This is a genomic window from Mesorhizobium ciceri biovar biserrulae WSM1271 (genome assembly GCF_000185905.1).
GTDB classification, from domain to species: Bacteria; Pseudomonadota; Alphaproteobacteria; order Rhizobiales; family Rhizobiaceae; genus Mesorhizobium; species Mesorhizobium ciceri.
In genome coordinates this window covers 4827273-4839756 of sequence record NC_014923.1, presented here as the reverse complement: position 1 = coordinate 4839756, position 12484 = coordinate 4827273, and the positions used below count along the sequence as shown (strand labels likewise).

Sequence of the window (12484 nt, the reverse complement as noted above, 5' to 3'; positions counted from 1 at the left end):
CACATTCGCTTCTGATTTGAGTAGGCAGGCAGAAAGAGTTTCCCGGATATGGCCAAGCGCGCGTTCAACCTGCCCAACATGCTCACCTACGCCCGCATCGTCGCGGTGCCGATGGTGGTGCTGTGCTTTTTTCTCGAAGGACATCTGAAGTCGAGCGACTTTGCCCGGTGGTCGGCGCTGATCATCTTCCTGCTCGCCTCGATCACCGATTATCTGGATGGCTATCTGGCGCGCGCCTGGCAACAGACCTCCAACATCGGCAAGATGCTCGACCCGATCGCTGACAAGCTGCTGGTCGCCACCTGCCTGCTGCTGCTGGCTGCGGACACCGATCGCCATGCGGGCATTGCCGGCTGGTCGTTGTGGGCGGCGATCATCATCCTGTGCCGCGAAATCCTCGTCTCGGGCCTGCGCGAATATCTGGCGGCGCTGAAAGTCTCGGTGCCGGTGACGCAGCTGGCAAAATGGAAGACCGCCATCCAGATGGTCGCCATAGCGTTCCTCTTGGCCGGACCGGCCGGCGACAAGATCTTTCCGCTGACCACCCAGACCGGGCTGGTGCTGCTGTGGATCGCGGCGTTGGTCACACTCTACACCGGCTACGACTATTTCCGCGCCGGCCTCAAGCACATCATGGACGAGTGAGATGACGACCCGGCTCATCTATTTTGCCTGGGTGCGCGAGCGCATCGGCATGCCCGAGGAAGACGTCGACTTGCCGGCTGGCATCGAGACGGTCGCCGATCTCCTGCGCTGGCTGAAATCGCGCGGCGAGGGCTACGAGCACGCGCTGCAATATCCTGACGTCATCCGTGTCGCTATCAACCAGGAGCATGTCGAGCACCGCGAGAAGATCGCGGGCGCCCGCGAAATCGCGCTGTTCCCGCCGATGACCGGGGGCTGAAATGACCGGCGGGATCATACCTGTCGTGCGCATTCAGCGCCAAGATTTTGACGTCGCGGCCGAAATCGCCAGACTGACGCAAGGCCGCGCCGATATCGGCGCCGTGGTGAGCTTCTCAGGCCTTTGCCGCGACGAGCAGGGCGCGCTCTCAGCGCTCGAGCTCGAACACTATCCCGGTATGGCCGAAGCAGAAATCGCCCGCATCGCTGCTGAAGCGGTCGAGCGTTGGCCGTTGCAGGGGCTCACCGCCATCCACCGCCACGGGAAGATCGCGCCCGGCGAGAGCATCGTGCTGGTGGTGGCAGCCTCCGCGCACCGCCATGCGGCGTTCGAGGCGGCGAATTTTCTCATGGACTATCTCAAATCGCGCGCGCCCTTCTGGAAGAAGGAGCATCGGGCTGACGGCTCGGAGGGTGGCTGGGTCGAGGCCAAGGAAGCCGATGCAACGGCCGCGCAACGCTGGAAAGCGTCCGAATAAGATCCGCCGCAGCCATGCATTGACCGCAATCCTTTGGCCAATTGGCGGAATTGGTCAGCCTGGGCATTGGCAACCCGTGGCATTGGCAGCCCAGGGCATTGGCAGCCCGGGGTGAGGGAGATGGTCATGCTGGACAGGATCGCGGAGTTCTTCATCTTCGGTTTCGTGCCTCTGGTCGTCGGCATATTGGCCGTTCCTGAGCAGTCTGTTGCCGCCGAAAAGGCAGTGAGAGGCGAAGTGATCTATCGCGAGCGCATTGCCTTGCCGCCCAGTGCCGTGCTCTCTGTGCAACTTGCCGATGTGTCGCTGGCCGATGCGCCGGCCACCATTATCGGCGAGCAGAAAGTGAAGCCGACCGGCCAGGTGCCGATCAGCTTCGAGATCAAATTCGACCCTTCCGTCATCCGGTCGCAGATGACTTACGCGTTGCAAGCCCGCATCACCGTCGACGACAAGCTCCTGTTCATCTCCGATATGCGCCATCAGGTCGATCCGCTGACCGACGTGCCGCAGACCATCATGCTGAAGATGGTCGCCCCGAACGCCGAGCCGACGGTTTCGGTCTTCGACCAGCTCTGGCTGGTCGACTATGTCGACGGCATCGGCGTCATCGCTGCCCCGCAAGCGACATTCAGGGTCAGCGAGGCCGGCAAGGCGGGCGGCAGCGGCCCCTGCAACACCTATTTCGCCACCGCCAAGGTCAATGGGCAAACGATCGTGATCGGAGACATCGGTTCGACCTACAAGGCCTGTGCGCCAGAGGTGATGGCCGAGGAAAAGGCGCTGTTCGATGCGCTGGCCAAGGCGGCGTCATACCGCGTCGAGGCCGGCAAGCTCATCATATCAGGCAAGGATGGCCGCGAGATCCTGCGCTTTAGCGCGGCGAGCTGACCCCCAACGAAAAAGGCCGGCGAAACGCCGGCCTTCTTTTTACGGAATCCAAGGTCTGGATCGTCGGCTCAGCCGACGATCTCGGTGTCCGAGAACCAGTACTTGATCTCTTCTGCCGCGGTCTCCGGTGCGTCGGAGCCGTGCACGGAGTTTTCGCCGATCGACAGCGCATGAACCTTGCGGATGGTGCCTTCGGCGGCGTTGGCCGGGTTCGTGGCGCCCATCACTTCGCGGTTCCTGGCAATGGCGTTCTCGCCTTCCAGCACCTGGACGACGGTCGGTGCCGACGACATGAATTCAACCAATTCGCCGAAGAAAGGACGGTCCTTGTGGACGGCATAGAAGCCTTCCGCTTCGCGGCGGCTCATCCAGACCCGGCGCGAGGCGATGACACGCAGGCCTGCCTCTTCCAGCATCCTGGTGATGGCGCCGGTGAGATTGCGCCGGGTTGCGTCCGGCTTGATCATGGAAAATGTGCGTTCGAGCGCCATGGGTCGTCCTTGTCTGAGAATGGAATTGAGAGTGGCGGGCTCTATACAAGCCGCCCGGCCCATTGCCAAGGGCCCCCGATCAGACGGCTGCACAGCAACGCTTTGCTTGCTATAGTCGCGTGCCGGCGCCGCGCTGAGGTCGGGCCGTATGGAGACAACATGACCATGACAGACGATCGTCAGGAACGCATTCGCAACCGTGCGCACCAGATCTGGCTGCAAGAGGGCCAGCCGGCTGGACATCATGAGCGCCATTGGCATCAGGCGGCGGCGGATGTCGACCAGGAGGACGCCACGGACAAGTCGGCAGCCAAAAAGCCAACCAAGAAGGCAGCTGGCGCCGCCAAGCCAAAAGCCGCCCCCAAGGAGGCAAAGGCTGCCACGAAGGCCGGCAAGCCAAAGAAGGCGGCCAAGTAAGTTACTGCTTTACGGCGTCAAGCCGCGGCGGCGACCTTTCGCCCCAGCCCGCCATGCAGGTCGAGGCAGCGGGCGAACCACTGCGCCACCACGTCGCCGTCGTCGAGCAATTGGTAGGGCGAGGCTATGCGCGCCCATTGCAAGGCGCCGAAGACGATATAGTCGCCAAACAGCGGCGCCGCGCCGCCGATGAACGGCTGATAGAAGAGCATCGAGCGCAATGGCTCCAGCGAGGCTCTGAAAGTGCCGAGCCCGGCCTCCCTGGCGGCCGTCACCTCCTCCAGCCTCTTGCCAAGACGCTGCTCCCGGCTTTGGCGGAAATAGACGGCGTTTTCCGCGTCCTGCATGGCATGAAGGTCCATGATGGCCGCGGTGGTCACGTAGGGATGAATGGTCACTTGCGACCAGCGTTCGATGAAGCGCGCCATCGCCTCGCCGCCTTCACCGCCAAACAGCGTCGGCCGGTCCGGATAGGCTTCATCGAGATAGAGCGCGATGGCGAAAGAATCCGCGAGGACTGTCTCGCCGTCGCGGATCACCGGAACGGTTTTCGAAACGCCGCCCTCGACAGCGGGCACCTCGAGAAAGCGCGTCGGTACGGTTGATATGTCGAGCCCCTTGTGGGCAAGCGCCATCGCCACCTTCCAGCAATGCGGGCTGAACGGACGTGTGCTGTCGCGTCCGACGAGATCATAAAGCAGAATGGTCATTGGCGGCGGCTCCCGTGCGGGTTAGGTAGGCCCCGCATCGACGCGAGCCGAGGGAAGCCATGAGACAGCATTTCATGATGTTTGCGGCCTATAATCAATGGGCCAACGGTCGCATCTATGATGCCGCCGCCGAACTCGATGATGAGGAATTCAACCGCGATGTCGGCGCCTTCTTCGGCTCGATGATGGGCACGCTCAACCACCTTTTGACTGCCGACCGCATCTGGATGAAGCGCTTCACCGGGGAGGGCGACGCGCCGACGACACTGGACGCTATCCTGCATCGGGGGTTGACCGGCCTGCGGGCGGCGCGTGAAGCCGAGGACAGGCGGATCATCGATTGGGTCGGCGGCCTCAATGACAAGGCGTTGACGGGCCGGTTCACCTACATGACCGTCTCGGACATGCGCACCGTTTCGCAAAGGCTGGCGCCGGCGCTGGACCATGTCTTCAACCACCAGACCCACCATCGCGGCCAGGCGCATACGATCTTGACCATCCTGGGACGGCCAAGCCTGGGGTTGGACCTGATGCTTTTCCAGCGGACCGAGGAGGGCAGGGCTTTCGCCTGATCCGGTGGCGTTTGCGTAGTCAGTCCGAAGGTTGTGCCGGCCGTCGCTGCATTTTGTGCTGCAGCATCGTCTTTGCATCAGTAGGCACCGGATGGATTCAGGCAGCCGTCGAAGCCTCGCCCCTGATTTCGTTGTCCAACTGGGACTGGGTCAGGGCCGCTTCCGCCATGACCCACTGCTTGAACAACTGGACCTTGCGTGCGGCAAGGCCTTTCAGCGGAGAGACAAAATACCAGCCAGCCGTGTTCGGATGATGGACGGCGAAGGGAGCCACCAGCCTTTCGGCGCGGATGTCGCTGGCCATATAGGCACGGTTGGCCACCGCAAAGCCCATCCCGGAATTGGCTGCCTCGTAGGACATCATGCACGAGTCGAAATAGATGCTCTTGGTCTCGCTGAGCACGAAGCTGGCGCCGGCGAAACCAAGCCAGGACTGCCAATTCTGGGTGCAGGTGTCGGAATGCAGCAGGGTGAAGTGCTTGAGGTCGTCCGGTGTCACCTTCGACAGCCGCTTGTCGCCGAGGACTTCGTGGAACAGCTTGCGGCTGCACACCGGTGTCAGGTCTTCGCGAAACAGCAGATCGGACTGCAGCCCGTGAAAGTGACCGTCGCCATAACGGATTTCGAGATCGAATTCCGAGGCCGTGAACTCATGCGTCGCGTACGAAGTCGAGACCCGCATCACGATATCGGGATATTGCTGCTGGAACAGCGGCAGGCGCGGAAACAGCCAGCGTGCCGCAAAGGTCGGCAGCACCGATATTTTTAGCACATGCTCCTGCGATTGTCCGGTCGCTTCCATGCTGGCGGCCACGATTCGCTCCAGCGCCTCGCGAACGCGCGAGACATAGGTCTCGCCCTCCGGCGTCAACGACACCGCATTGCCGCCGCGCTGGAAAATCTTGAAACGAAGCTGATCCTCCAGGCTTTTCACGCGCTGGCTGACCGCTGAAGCGGTAATAAACTGTTCTTCACCGGCGCGCGTGAAATTCCCGTGCCGCGCAGCACTTTCGACGATTTTCAGCGAATTGAGGTTGACCTGACTGAGCAGACGCACGGTTTCGACCTTAAGCTTGGCTTACACTAGCACCAGCATTCCTAATTTTACAGGGGTGGGTGAATTAATCGACTGTTTACCAAGTGTTGCCCCCATCCTGGAGAAGTACAATGAACGCCCACACCATTCCCGAACTGCGTTATGCGATGAGCCGCGAAGCCATTATCGGCCATGAAACCGCCTGGAAAGTGTCGAGTTTCGGTGTCGCGCAATATCTGCACGGCTATGACCCGGCACTGCTTGCCGCGATCGAGGAGGCTGCCCTGAAGCTCAAGGCCAGCCATGCCGTGCACAAGCACCTCGATCTGACCTTCATCACCGGGGCCGACCGTTACATCCCCGAGATCAGGGAATTGCTGCATGACAAGCTGCGCCTGGAGCGGCTGTCCGACATGATGGGCACCAAGCTGGAGCCCTATCCGCTGTCGATCGTCGGCTCGACGGTCACCTTCATGAATCCAGGGACGGCGCCGTGGAGTGGCATTGCGATGGCGTTCCGGTCACCGAGCTCATTCCGCTGTCGATCAGCAATCCGCTGGTCGGCGGCCACCTCGAAATCTATTGCGACGACTCCGAAACCGGCCGCGCCATTCTCGAATCCGGCCGCGAGATCCCGCGCAACAGTGTCATGCGCATCGATCACAAGATGAACTACGCGACGCTCGGCCAGTTCCTGGGCGTCCTGCATCGCACCGCGCCGATCCGGTTCGGCGAGCGCGTCACGCTGGTGCTCAACCAGCGCTCGGTGGCCAAACCCTATGTCGACGACAACAGAATGTTCTATCTCGCCGCCGACAATGACCACGACCGTGAGTGGGTCAGCGAACTGGCCGAAGATGTCTGGACCAACCAGCTCCCGGCCTACCGTCGGTTCGAGGCGGAGCATCCCGTGCCCGCCGCCGTCGATGCTCCGGTTCCGGGCGGAGCCAGGGAATCATGATAGTGAACCATGATCCCGAAAAGTCGGAACCGGTTTTCGGACAGGATCATGGTCGAACAGCAAAATAGAATCCCATGCCGATTGTTTCGGCAGGGATCCGGCTCGATATCCGCGTTGGTCTTCGCTGCCGGTGCGGTGGCGTTGTGGTCCACCAATGCCCTGGTCGGCAAATCCCTGCTGACCGGCCACCCGGTGTCGCAGGTCCAGTTCCTGCAATTTGCAGGCGCTGCACTCGTCTTCGCCGCCATCCGATTGATGAGCCGGGCCATCCGATTGATGAGCCGGGAAAGAGTAGCACCGGTCACGGCCGGGGCGGCGCTCATCTCTCTCGCGGTCGGCTTCATCGGCCTGGTCGGCACCATGGTGCTGCAATACATCGCCTTCGCTTCGATGCCGGTGATCGAGGCCAATCTGGTCGCCTACACCTGGCCGTTGATGGTCGCGGCGGCAGTCATTGCCTTGGAAAATCCGCGGCGTCCGGCACTGTTGGGTCTCGCCGCGGTGGTAGGCTTCATCGGCGTCGCGCTGGTGATTTCGGGAGGGCGCAACCAATCCTGGCTCGACGGCGATCTGGTCGGGTATCTCGCCGCATTCGGGTCGGCGCTGTGCATGGCCTTCTATTCGATCATGGTGGGACGGGTCGCCACCCCAGCCGATCGCCTGTTGCTGCCCTCATCGTTGATCGGCGTCGCTTTGACGTTTCTGTGGTGCGCTCGCGACGGTTTCACCTGGCCCATCGGCGCGGACCTGGCTCTCGGCCTTTATCTCGGCGCCGGTCCGATGGGCTTGGGCTACTATTTCTGGTCGCGCGCCTTGAAGCTTGAAGGCAGCGGCAGGGTCGCGGTGGTCGCCTATCTCACGCCGATCGCCTCGACCCTGCTTTTGACCTTGTCCGGCGAACGGCTGACGGTGACGGCCATTGTCGGAGCCATTCTCGTCATCGGCAGTTGTGTCGCGGTCGGTGTGGAACGTTCGGAGGCCGAAAACCATGTTTGACGAGAATGAGCGTCTGGCCATTCAGGAAGCGCATTGGCTGATCGACGAATTCGGCGTCGAGGCACCGCTTTACGCCGCGATGAGGGCCGAAAAGGCGATAGAACAAAAGGATTTGGCGCGCTGCGCCCGCTGGAAGCGTATTCTGGAGATATTGGACGAAAGTCCTGCCGCTAAGTCTGCTGGTTCCAAGTATTAGATTTTCTAATTTGCACGGCGTCGATTTCGCATGAATGCTATTTTGGCCGATTCTTCATTCTTTTATGAGACTTGGCGGTCCGTTGGGGGACGCGGTTAAAGAGATACATCGACACAAGTCTTCGCTGGGGTGGAGGATTTTGTCGCAAATAAGGTGAAAAGAATTGTCAAATATCGATGATAAGACCGTTATCGAGCTGACGGCCGATATTGTCTCGGCCTATGTAGGCAACAATCCCCTTCCGGCTTCCGGCCTGCCTGAGTTGATTGCCAGCGTCAGTGCTTCGGTTCGCAAGCTCGCTGGTGCAGTTGTCGCGGAAACTCCAAACCTGGTTCCGGCAGTCAATCCGAAGAAGTCGGTGTTTCCCGACTACATCATCTGCCTTGAGGACGGAAAGAAGTTCAAGTCGCTCAAGCGGCATCTGCGGACCGACTACGGCCTAAGCCCGGACGACTATCGGGCCAAATGGGGCTTGCCGCCGGACTATCCGATGGTTGCGCCGAACTACTCGGCGACGCGATCGGCGCTGGCAAAGTCGACGGGACTTGGCCGCAAGCCGGCAGCAGCGCCGGCCGCTGTCGCCAAGGCAACGAAGCGCAAGGCGACTGCCTGAGAGCAGGCAAGCCACCGTTCGGCTGCTTTGACGGCGCCCTCGCGGGCGTCGTTTCGAGGCCTTGTGCGGCCAACTGGCCCGCAAGGCCTTGCGAAGCGTTGATGTCCGGTGCAAAAGCGCGGCCATGCTGATCATCAACGACCTATCGCTCCGCATGGCCGGACGCCTGCTTCTCGACCATGCCTCGCTGACCTTGCCAGCCGGCACCAAAGCCGGCCTCGTCGGCCGCAACGGTACCGGCAAGACGACGCTGTTCAAGGCCATTACCGGCGATTTCCCGTCCGAGACAGGCTCGATCAGCCTGCCGAAGAGCACCCGCATCGGCCAGGTGGCGCAGGAAGCGCCAGGCACCGAGGATGCGCTGATCGAGATCGTGCTCAAGGCCGATCTCGAACGCACGGCGTTGCTCGAAGAGGAAAAGACGGCGACCGATCCGCACCGCATCGCCGACATCCATATGCGGCTGGCCGACATCGACGCGCACTCAGCCGAATCCCGCGCCGCCACCATTCTCGCCGGCCTCGGCTTCGATGACGCTGCGCAACGGCGTCCGGCCTCCTCCTTTTCCGGCGGCTGGCGCATGCGCGTGGCGCTCGCCGCGGTGCTGTTTGCCGAGCCCGATCTGCTGCTGCTCGACGAGCCGACCAACTATCTCGATCTTGAAGGCACGCTGTGGTTGGAAAACTACGTGTCGAAATATCCGCACACCGTGCTTTTGATCTCGCACGACCGCGACCTGCTCAACCGCGCCGTCAACTCGATCGTTCACCTCGACCAGAAGAAGCTGACCTTCTGGCGCGGCGGCTACGACCAGTTCGAGCGTCAATACACCGAACAGAAGGAATTGCAGGAGAAGGGCCGCGTCAAGCAGGAAGCCGCGCGTAAGCACATGGAATCCTTCGTCGAACGGTTCCGCGCCAAGGCCTCCAAGGCGAGACAGGCACAGTCGCGCATCAAGGCACTGGAAAAGATGAAGCCGATCGCGGCCCTGGTGAACGACTCGGTGCGGCCGTTCTCCTTCCCCGAGCCGGTGAAGACGGTGGCCTCGCCGATCGTGGCGCTGAACAACGTCAATGTCGGCTACACCGAGGAGCAGCCGATCCTTAAGAAGATGACGCTGCGCATCGACGCCGACGACCGCATCGCGCTGCTCGGCGCCAACGGCAACGGCAAGTCGACCTTCGCCAAACTGCTGTCCGGCCGGTTGAAGCAGGAGAGCGGCACCATGACGGTGGCGCCCGGGCTGAAGGTGGCGATCTTCGCTCAGCATCAGCTCGACGATCTGCGGCCGGACGAAAACGCCTACGAGCATGTCCGCCGGTTGATGCCGGAGGCGCCGGAATCGAAGGTGCGCGGCCGCGTCGCCCAGTTCGGCCTCACGACCGAGAAAATGAACACCGCCGCCAAGGATCTTTCGGGCGGCGAGAAGGCGCGGCTGCTGATGGGCCTGTCGGCCTTCGAGGGGCCGAACCTGTTCATCCTCGACGAACCGACCAACCATCTCGACATCGACAGCCGCGAATCGCTGATCCATGCGTTGAACGAATTCCCTGGCGCCGTCATCCTGATCTCGCATGATCGCCATCTGCTCGAGGCAACCGCCGACCGGCTGTGGCTGGTCAAGGACGGCGCGGTCAACCCCTATGACGGCGATCTGGAAGACTACAAGACGCTGGTCACCGGCGTGTCCGGCGACCGCCGCGGCAAGCGCGAGGCGGAAAAGGCGTCAAAGGCCGACCGCCGTCGCGATGCGGCGGCACGCCGCGCCGCCTTCGAGCCGCTGGCCAAGGAAATCCGCGCCACCGAAGCGCTGATGGACCGCATCCGCAAGCGCATCGACGGCATCGAGGACGAACTGTCCAATCCGGCGGTGTACGAAAAGGATCCCTCGACAGCGACCCGGCTGGCCAAGGAGCGCTCGCAACTGGCCCAGACGCTGGCCGGCCACGAGGAAAAGTGGCTGTCCATGTCGGCAGAGTATGAAGAAGGCACGGCGGAGTGATTACGCAATCTCCCCACAAGTGGGGAGATTGGCTAATCATCTGGCCCTACACGCGCCCTTTGAAACCCGCTAGTCTTGCCGCATGAACCAGCACGCCAAGCTTCGCATCGGCCATTCGGCCTGTCCGCATGATTGTCCTTCGACCTGCGCGCTCGAGGTCGAACTGCTCGACGGCAATCGGATCGGCCGCGTCCATGGCGCCAAGTCCAATAGCTACACCGCCGGCGTCGTCTGCGCCAAGGTTGCGCGTTATGCCGACCGCGTCCACCATCCCGACCGTTTGCTGAAGCCGCTGATCCGCGCCGGCGCTAAGGGCGACGGCACCTGGAAGGAAGCGAGCTGGGAGGCCGCGCTCGACCTCGTCGCCGAAAAGTTCATTGCGGCCGAGGAGAGGTACGGCTCGGAGACGATCTGGCCCTACTACTATGCCGGCACGATGGGGCTGGTGCAGCGCGACGGCATCGACCGGCTGCGCCACGCGAAAAAGTATTCCGGCTTCTTCGGGTCGATCTGCACCAATCTCGCCTGGACGGGCTGGATGATGGGGGCCGGCGCCTTGCGCGGGCCGGACCCGCGCGAGATGGCGAAATCCGATTGCGTGGTGATCTGGGGCACCAATGCGGTGGTGACCCAAGTCAACGTCATGACCCACGCCATCAAGGCGCGCAAGGAGCGCGGCGCCAAGATCGTCGTCATCGACGTGTACGAAAACGCGACGATGAAGCAGGCCGATCTTGGCCTTGTGCTGAAGCCAGGCACCGATGGCGCGCTGGCCTGCGCGGTCATGCATGTGCTGTTCAAGGAGGGCATGGCCGACCGCGCCTATCTCTCGAAATACACCGACGACCCGAGAGGGCTGGAAGCGCATCTCGAGACGCGCACTCCGGCGTGGGCGGCCGGGATCACGGGCCTGACGGTTGCCGAGATCGAGGCCTTCGCCCGCCTCGTCGGCACGACCAAGAAGACCTATTTCCGCCTCGGCTATGGTTTTGCACGCCAGCGCAATGGCGCCGTCAACATGCATGCCGCCTCGTGCATCGCGGCTGTCACCGGCAGCTGGCAATATGAGGGCGGCGGCGCCTTCCATTCCAATTCCGGCATCTTCAAGCTCAACCAGGATGTGCTCGAAGGCACCAGGATGCGCGATCCCTCGATCCGCTATCTCGACCATTCGCGCATCGGCCCGGTGCTGACCGGTGCCAGCGATGCGCTCTATGGTGGCCCGCCGGTGACGGCGATGCTGATCCAGAACACCAATCCGGTGAATGTCGCGCCGGAGCAGCGGCTGGTGACGCAAGGCTTCCTGCGCGACGACCTGTTCACTTGCGTGCACGAGCAGTTCATGACCGACACGGCCAAGCTTGCCGACATCGTATTGCCGGCCACGATGTTCCTCGAGCACGACGATGTCTACAAGGGCGGCGGCAACCAGCACATCACGCTTGGCCCCAAGCTGATCGAGCCGCCGGAGGGACCGCGCACCAACCATTTCGTCATCGAGCAATTGGCTGATCGCCTCGGTGTCGCCGACCGTCCGGGTTTCGGCCTGACCGAGCAGCAGCATATCGACATCATCCTGGGCAAGCGCGGGCTGGGCAGTTTCGAAAGCTTGAAGCAAGACAAATGGGTCGACCTGCAGCCGGATTTCGAGGCAGCACACTTCATCAACGGATTTGGCCACGCGGATGGAAAATTCCGCTTCCGCGCCGACTGGACCGGGCAGGCGGCGCCCAACCGGCCGCCCAAAAGCATGGGCCTGTTCGGCCCGGTGGCGCGGCTGCCGGAATTCCCCGACCATGTCGACCTGATCGAGGTCGCCGACGAAGCCCACCCGTTCCGGCTGACGACGTCGCCGGCGCGCAACTTCCTCAATTCGACATTCTCGGAAACACCGGTGTCGAAAGCCAGGGAGGGCCGCCCGGAACTGCTTCTACATCCCGACGATGCCGCGGCACTTGGGCTGGCCGATGGCGACCGTGTCGAGGTCGGCAACCAGCGCGGCGAAGTCGTGCTGCATGCAAAATTGTTCGACGGCATCAAGCGTGGCGTGGTGATCGCCGAAGGCATCTGGCCAAACAGCGCCCATGAGCGCGGCGAGGGCATCAACGTTTTGACCGGCGCCGACGCGCCTGCACCCTATGGGGGTGCTGCCTTCCACGACAACAAGGTCTGGCTGCGCGCGGCAAGGTGAGAGAACTCAGTTGCTCTCGCGTCAAA

General features: G+C 62.3%; 16 protein-coding genes. 13 read left to right on the top strand and 3 right to left on the bottom strand.

Annotated features, from left to right (window positions below; translation table 11 throughout):
• Window positions 1-48: 48 nt before the first annotated feature.
• The 4 genes from pgsA to MESCI_RS23610 all read left to right on the top strand — a co-directional run bounded on the left by pgsA (window position 49) and on the right by MESCI_RS23610 (window position 2273).
• On the top strand, window positions 49-645 hold the full coding sequence (gene pgsA / locus MESCI_RS23625; RefSeq protein WP_013532480.1) for a CDP-diacylglycerol--glycerol-3-phosphate 3-phosphatidyltransferase: 597 nt from the start codon (window positions 49-51) through the stop codon (window positions 643-645).
• A 1-nt stretch (window position 646) separates the two neighbouring features.
• On the top strand, window positions 647-904 hold the full coding sequence (gene moaD, locus MESCI_RS23620) for a molybdopterin converting factor subunit 1 (RefSeq protein WP_013532479.1): 258 nt from the start codon (window positions 647-649) through the stop codon (window positions 902-904).
• Window position 905: 1 nt separating this feature from the next.
• Window positions 906-1382: a molybdenum cofactor biosynthesis protein MoaE gene (locus tag MESCI_RS23615; RefSeq protein ID WP_013532478.1), complete on the top strand. Its 477-nt coding sequence runs from the start codon at window positions 906-908 to the stop codon at window positions 1380-1382.
• A 126-nt stretch (window positions 1383-1508) separates the two neighbouring features.
• Entirely contained in the window at window positions 1509-2273 is a 765-nt protein-coding gene (locus tag MESCI_RS23610) for a YbaY family lipoprotein (protein ID WP_013532477.1), read from the top strand.
• Window positions 2274-2341: 68 nt separating this feature from the next.
• Here the strand turns inward: MESCI_RS23610 and ndk are convergent, their stop codons facing one another.
• Window positions 2342-2764 carry a nucleoside-diphosphate kinase gene (ndk, locus tag MESCI_RS23605; protein ID WP_013532476.1) on the bottom strand — a complete coding sequence of 141 codons (423 nt, stop codon included), beginning with the start codon at window positions 2762-2764 and terminating at the stop codon, window positions 2342-2344.
• A 159-nt stretch (window positions 2765-2923) separates the two neighbouring features.
• Here ndk and MESCI_RS23600 point away from each other — a divergent pair, with 159 nt between their 5' ends.
• The gene (locus tag MESCI_RS23600) at window positions 2924-3181 is read left to right on the top strand and encodes a DUF2934 domain-containing protein (RefSeq protein WP_013532475.1); all 258 of its coding nucleotides are present in this window, start codon (window positions 2924-2926) and stop codon (window positions 3179-3181) included.
• Window positions 3182-3198: 17 nt separating this feature from the next.
• Here the strand turns inward: MESCI_RS23600 and MESCI_RS23595 are convergent, their stop codons facing one another.
• Window positions 3199-3891 carry a glutathione S-transferase family protein gene (locus tag MESCI_RS23595; protein ID WP_013532474.1) on the bottom strand — a complete coding sequence of 231 codons (693 nt, stop codon included), beginning with the start codon at window positions 3889-3891 and terminating at the stop codon, window positions 3199-3201.
• Between the two features lie 59 nt (window positions 3892-3950).
• Between MESCI_RS23595 and MESCI_RS23590 the strand changes: the two genes are divergently transcribed.
• Window positions 3951-4463: a DinB family protein gene (locus tag MESCI_RS23590; protein WP_013532473.1), complete on the top strand. Its 513-nt coding sequence runs from the start codon at window positions 3951-3953 to the stop codon at window positions 4461-4463.
• Window positions 4464-4560: 97 nt separating this feature from the next.
• On the opposite strand, the gene MESCI_RS23585 is transcribed toward MESCI_RS23590, so the two are convergent.
• A complete protein-coding gene (locus MESCI_RS23585; RefSeq protein ID WP_013532472.1) occupies window positions 4561-5520 on the bottom strand; it encodes a LysR substrate-binding domain-containing protein in 960 nt (319 codons plus the stop codon).
• Window positions 5521-5630: 110 nt separating this feature from the next.
• On the opposite strand from MESCI_RS23585, the gene MESCI_RS23580 reads away from it, so the two are divergent.
• From MESCI_RS23580 to MESCI_RS23555, 7 genes are all read left to right on the top strand, one after another.
• Window positions 5631-6170 carry a hypothetical protein gene (locus MESCI_RS23580; RefSeq protein WP_013532471.1) on the top strand — a complete coding sequence of 180 codons (540 nt, stop codon included), beginning with the start codon at window positions 5631-5633 and terminating at the stop codon, window positions 6168-6170.
• Entirely contained in the window at window positions 6149-6460 is a 312-nt protein-coding gene (locus MESCI_RS32705) for a hypothetical protein (RefSeq protein WP_244514285.1), read from the top strand. Before MESCI_RS23580 ends, MESCI_RS32705 begins: the two co-directional genes overlap by 22 nt.
• A gap of 48 nt (window positions 6461-6508) precedes the next feature.
• Window positions 6509-7456, top strand: coding sequence for a DMT family transporter (locus MESCI_RS23575; protein WP_013532469.1), 948 nt, complete (start codon window positions 6509-6511; stop codon window positions 7454-7456).
• Entirely contained in the window at window positions 7449-7652 is a 204-nt protein-coding gene (locus tag MESCI_RS23570; RefSeq protein WP_013532468.1) for a hypothetical protein, read from the top strand. The genes MESCI_RS23575 and MESCI_RS23570 overlap by 8 nt, the downstream gene beginning before the upstream one ends.
• A 163-nt stretch (window positions 7653-7815) precedes the next feature.
• Window positions 7816-8265, top strand: a complete 450-nt coding sequence (locus MESCI_RS23565) for a Ros/MucR family transcriptional regulator (protein WP_013532467.1) — start codon at window positions 7816-7818, stop codon at window positions 8263-8265.
• A gap of 124 nt (window positions 8266-8389) precedes the next feature.
• Complete coding sequence (locus tag MESCI_RS23560) at window positions 8390-10267, top strand: ABC-F family ATP-binding cassette domain-containing protein (protein WP_013532466.1); 1878 nt, start codon at window positions 8390-8392, stop codon at window positions 10265-10267.
• A gap of 82 nt (window positions 10268-10349) precedes the next feature.
• A complete protein-coding gene (locus MESCI_RS23555; RefSeq protein WP_013532465.1) occupies window positions 10350-12458 on the top strand; it encodes a molybdopterin-containing oxidoreductase family protein in 2109 nt (702 codons plus the stop codon).
• Window positions 12459-12484 lie beyond the last annotated feature (26 nt).

Coding starts and splice junctions, on each gene's coding strand:
- pgsA (WP_013532480.1), top strand. CDS start 49: ATGGCCAAGCGCGCGTTCAACCTGCCCAACATGCTCACCTACGCCCGC.
- moaD (WP_013532479.1), top strand. CDS start 647: ATGACGACCCGGCTCATCTATTTTGCCTGGGTGCGCGAGCGCATCGGC.
- MESCI_RS23615 (WP_013532478.1), top strand. CDS start 906: ATGACCGGCGGGATCATACCTGTCGTGCGCATTCAGCGCCAAGATTTT.
- MESCI_RS23610 (WP_013532477.1), top strand. CDS start 1,509: ATGCTGGACAGGATCGCGGAGTTCTTCATCTTCGGTTTCGTGCCTCTG.
- ndk (WP_013532476.1), bottom strand. CDS start 2,764: ATGGCGCTCGAACGCACATTTTCCATGATCAAGCCGGACGCAACCCGG.
- MESCI_RS23600 (WP_013532475.1), top strand. CDS start 2,924: ATGACCATGACAGACGATCGTCAGGAACGCATTCGCAACCGTGCGCAC.
- MESCI_RS23595 (WP_013532474.1), bottom strand. CDS start 3,891: ATGACCATTCTGCTTTATGATCTCGTCGGACGCGACAGCACACGTCCG.
- MESCI_RS23590 (WP_013532473.1), top strand. CDS start 3,951: ATGAGACAGCATTTCATGATGTTTGCGGCCTATAATCAATGGGCCAAC.
- MESCI_RS23580 (WP_013532471.1), top strand. CDS start 5,631: ATGAACGCCCACACCATTCCCGAACTGCGTTATGCGATGAGCCGCGAA.
- MESCI_RS32705 (WP_244514285.1), top strand. CDS start 6,149: ATGCGCATCGATCACAAGATGAACTACGCGACGCTCGGCCAGTTCCTG.
- MESCI_RS23575 (WP_013532469.1), top strand. CDS start 6,509: ATGGTCGAACAGCAAAATAGAATCCCATGCCGATTGTTTCGGCAGGGA.
- MESCI_RS23570 (WP_013532468.1), top strand. CDS start 7,449: ATGTTTGACGAGAATGAGCGTCTGGCCATTCAGGAAGCGCATTGGCTG.
- MESCI_RS23560 (WP_013532466.1), top strand. CDS start 8,390: ATGCTGATCATCAACGACCTATCGCTCCGCATGGCCGGACGCCTGCTT.
- MESCI_RS23555 (WP_013532465.1), top strand. CDS start 10,350: ATGAACCAGCACGCCAAGCTTCGCATCGGCCATTCGGCCTGTCCGCAT.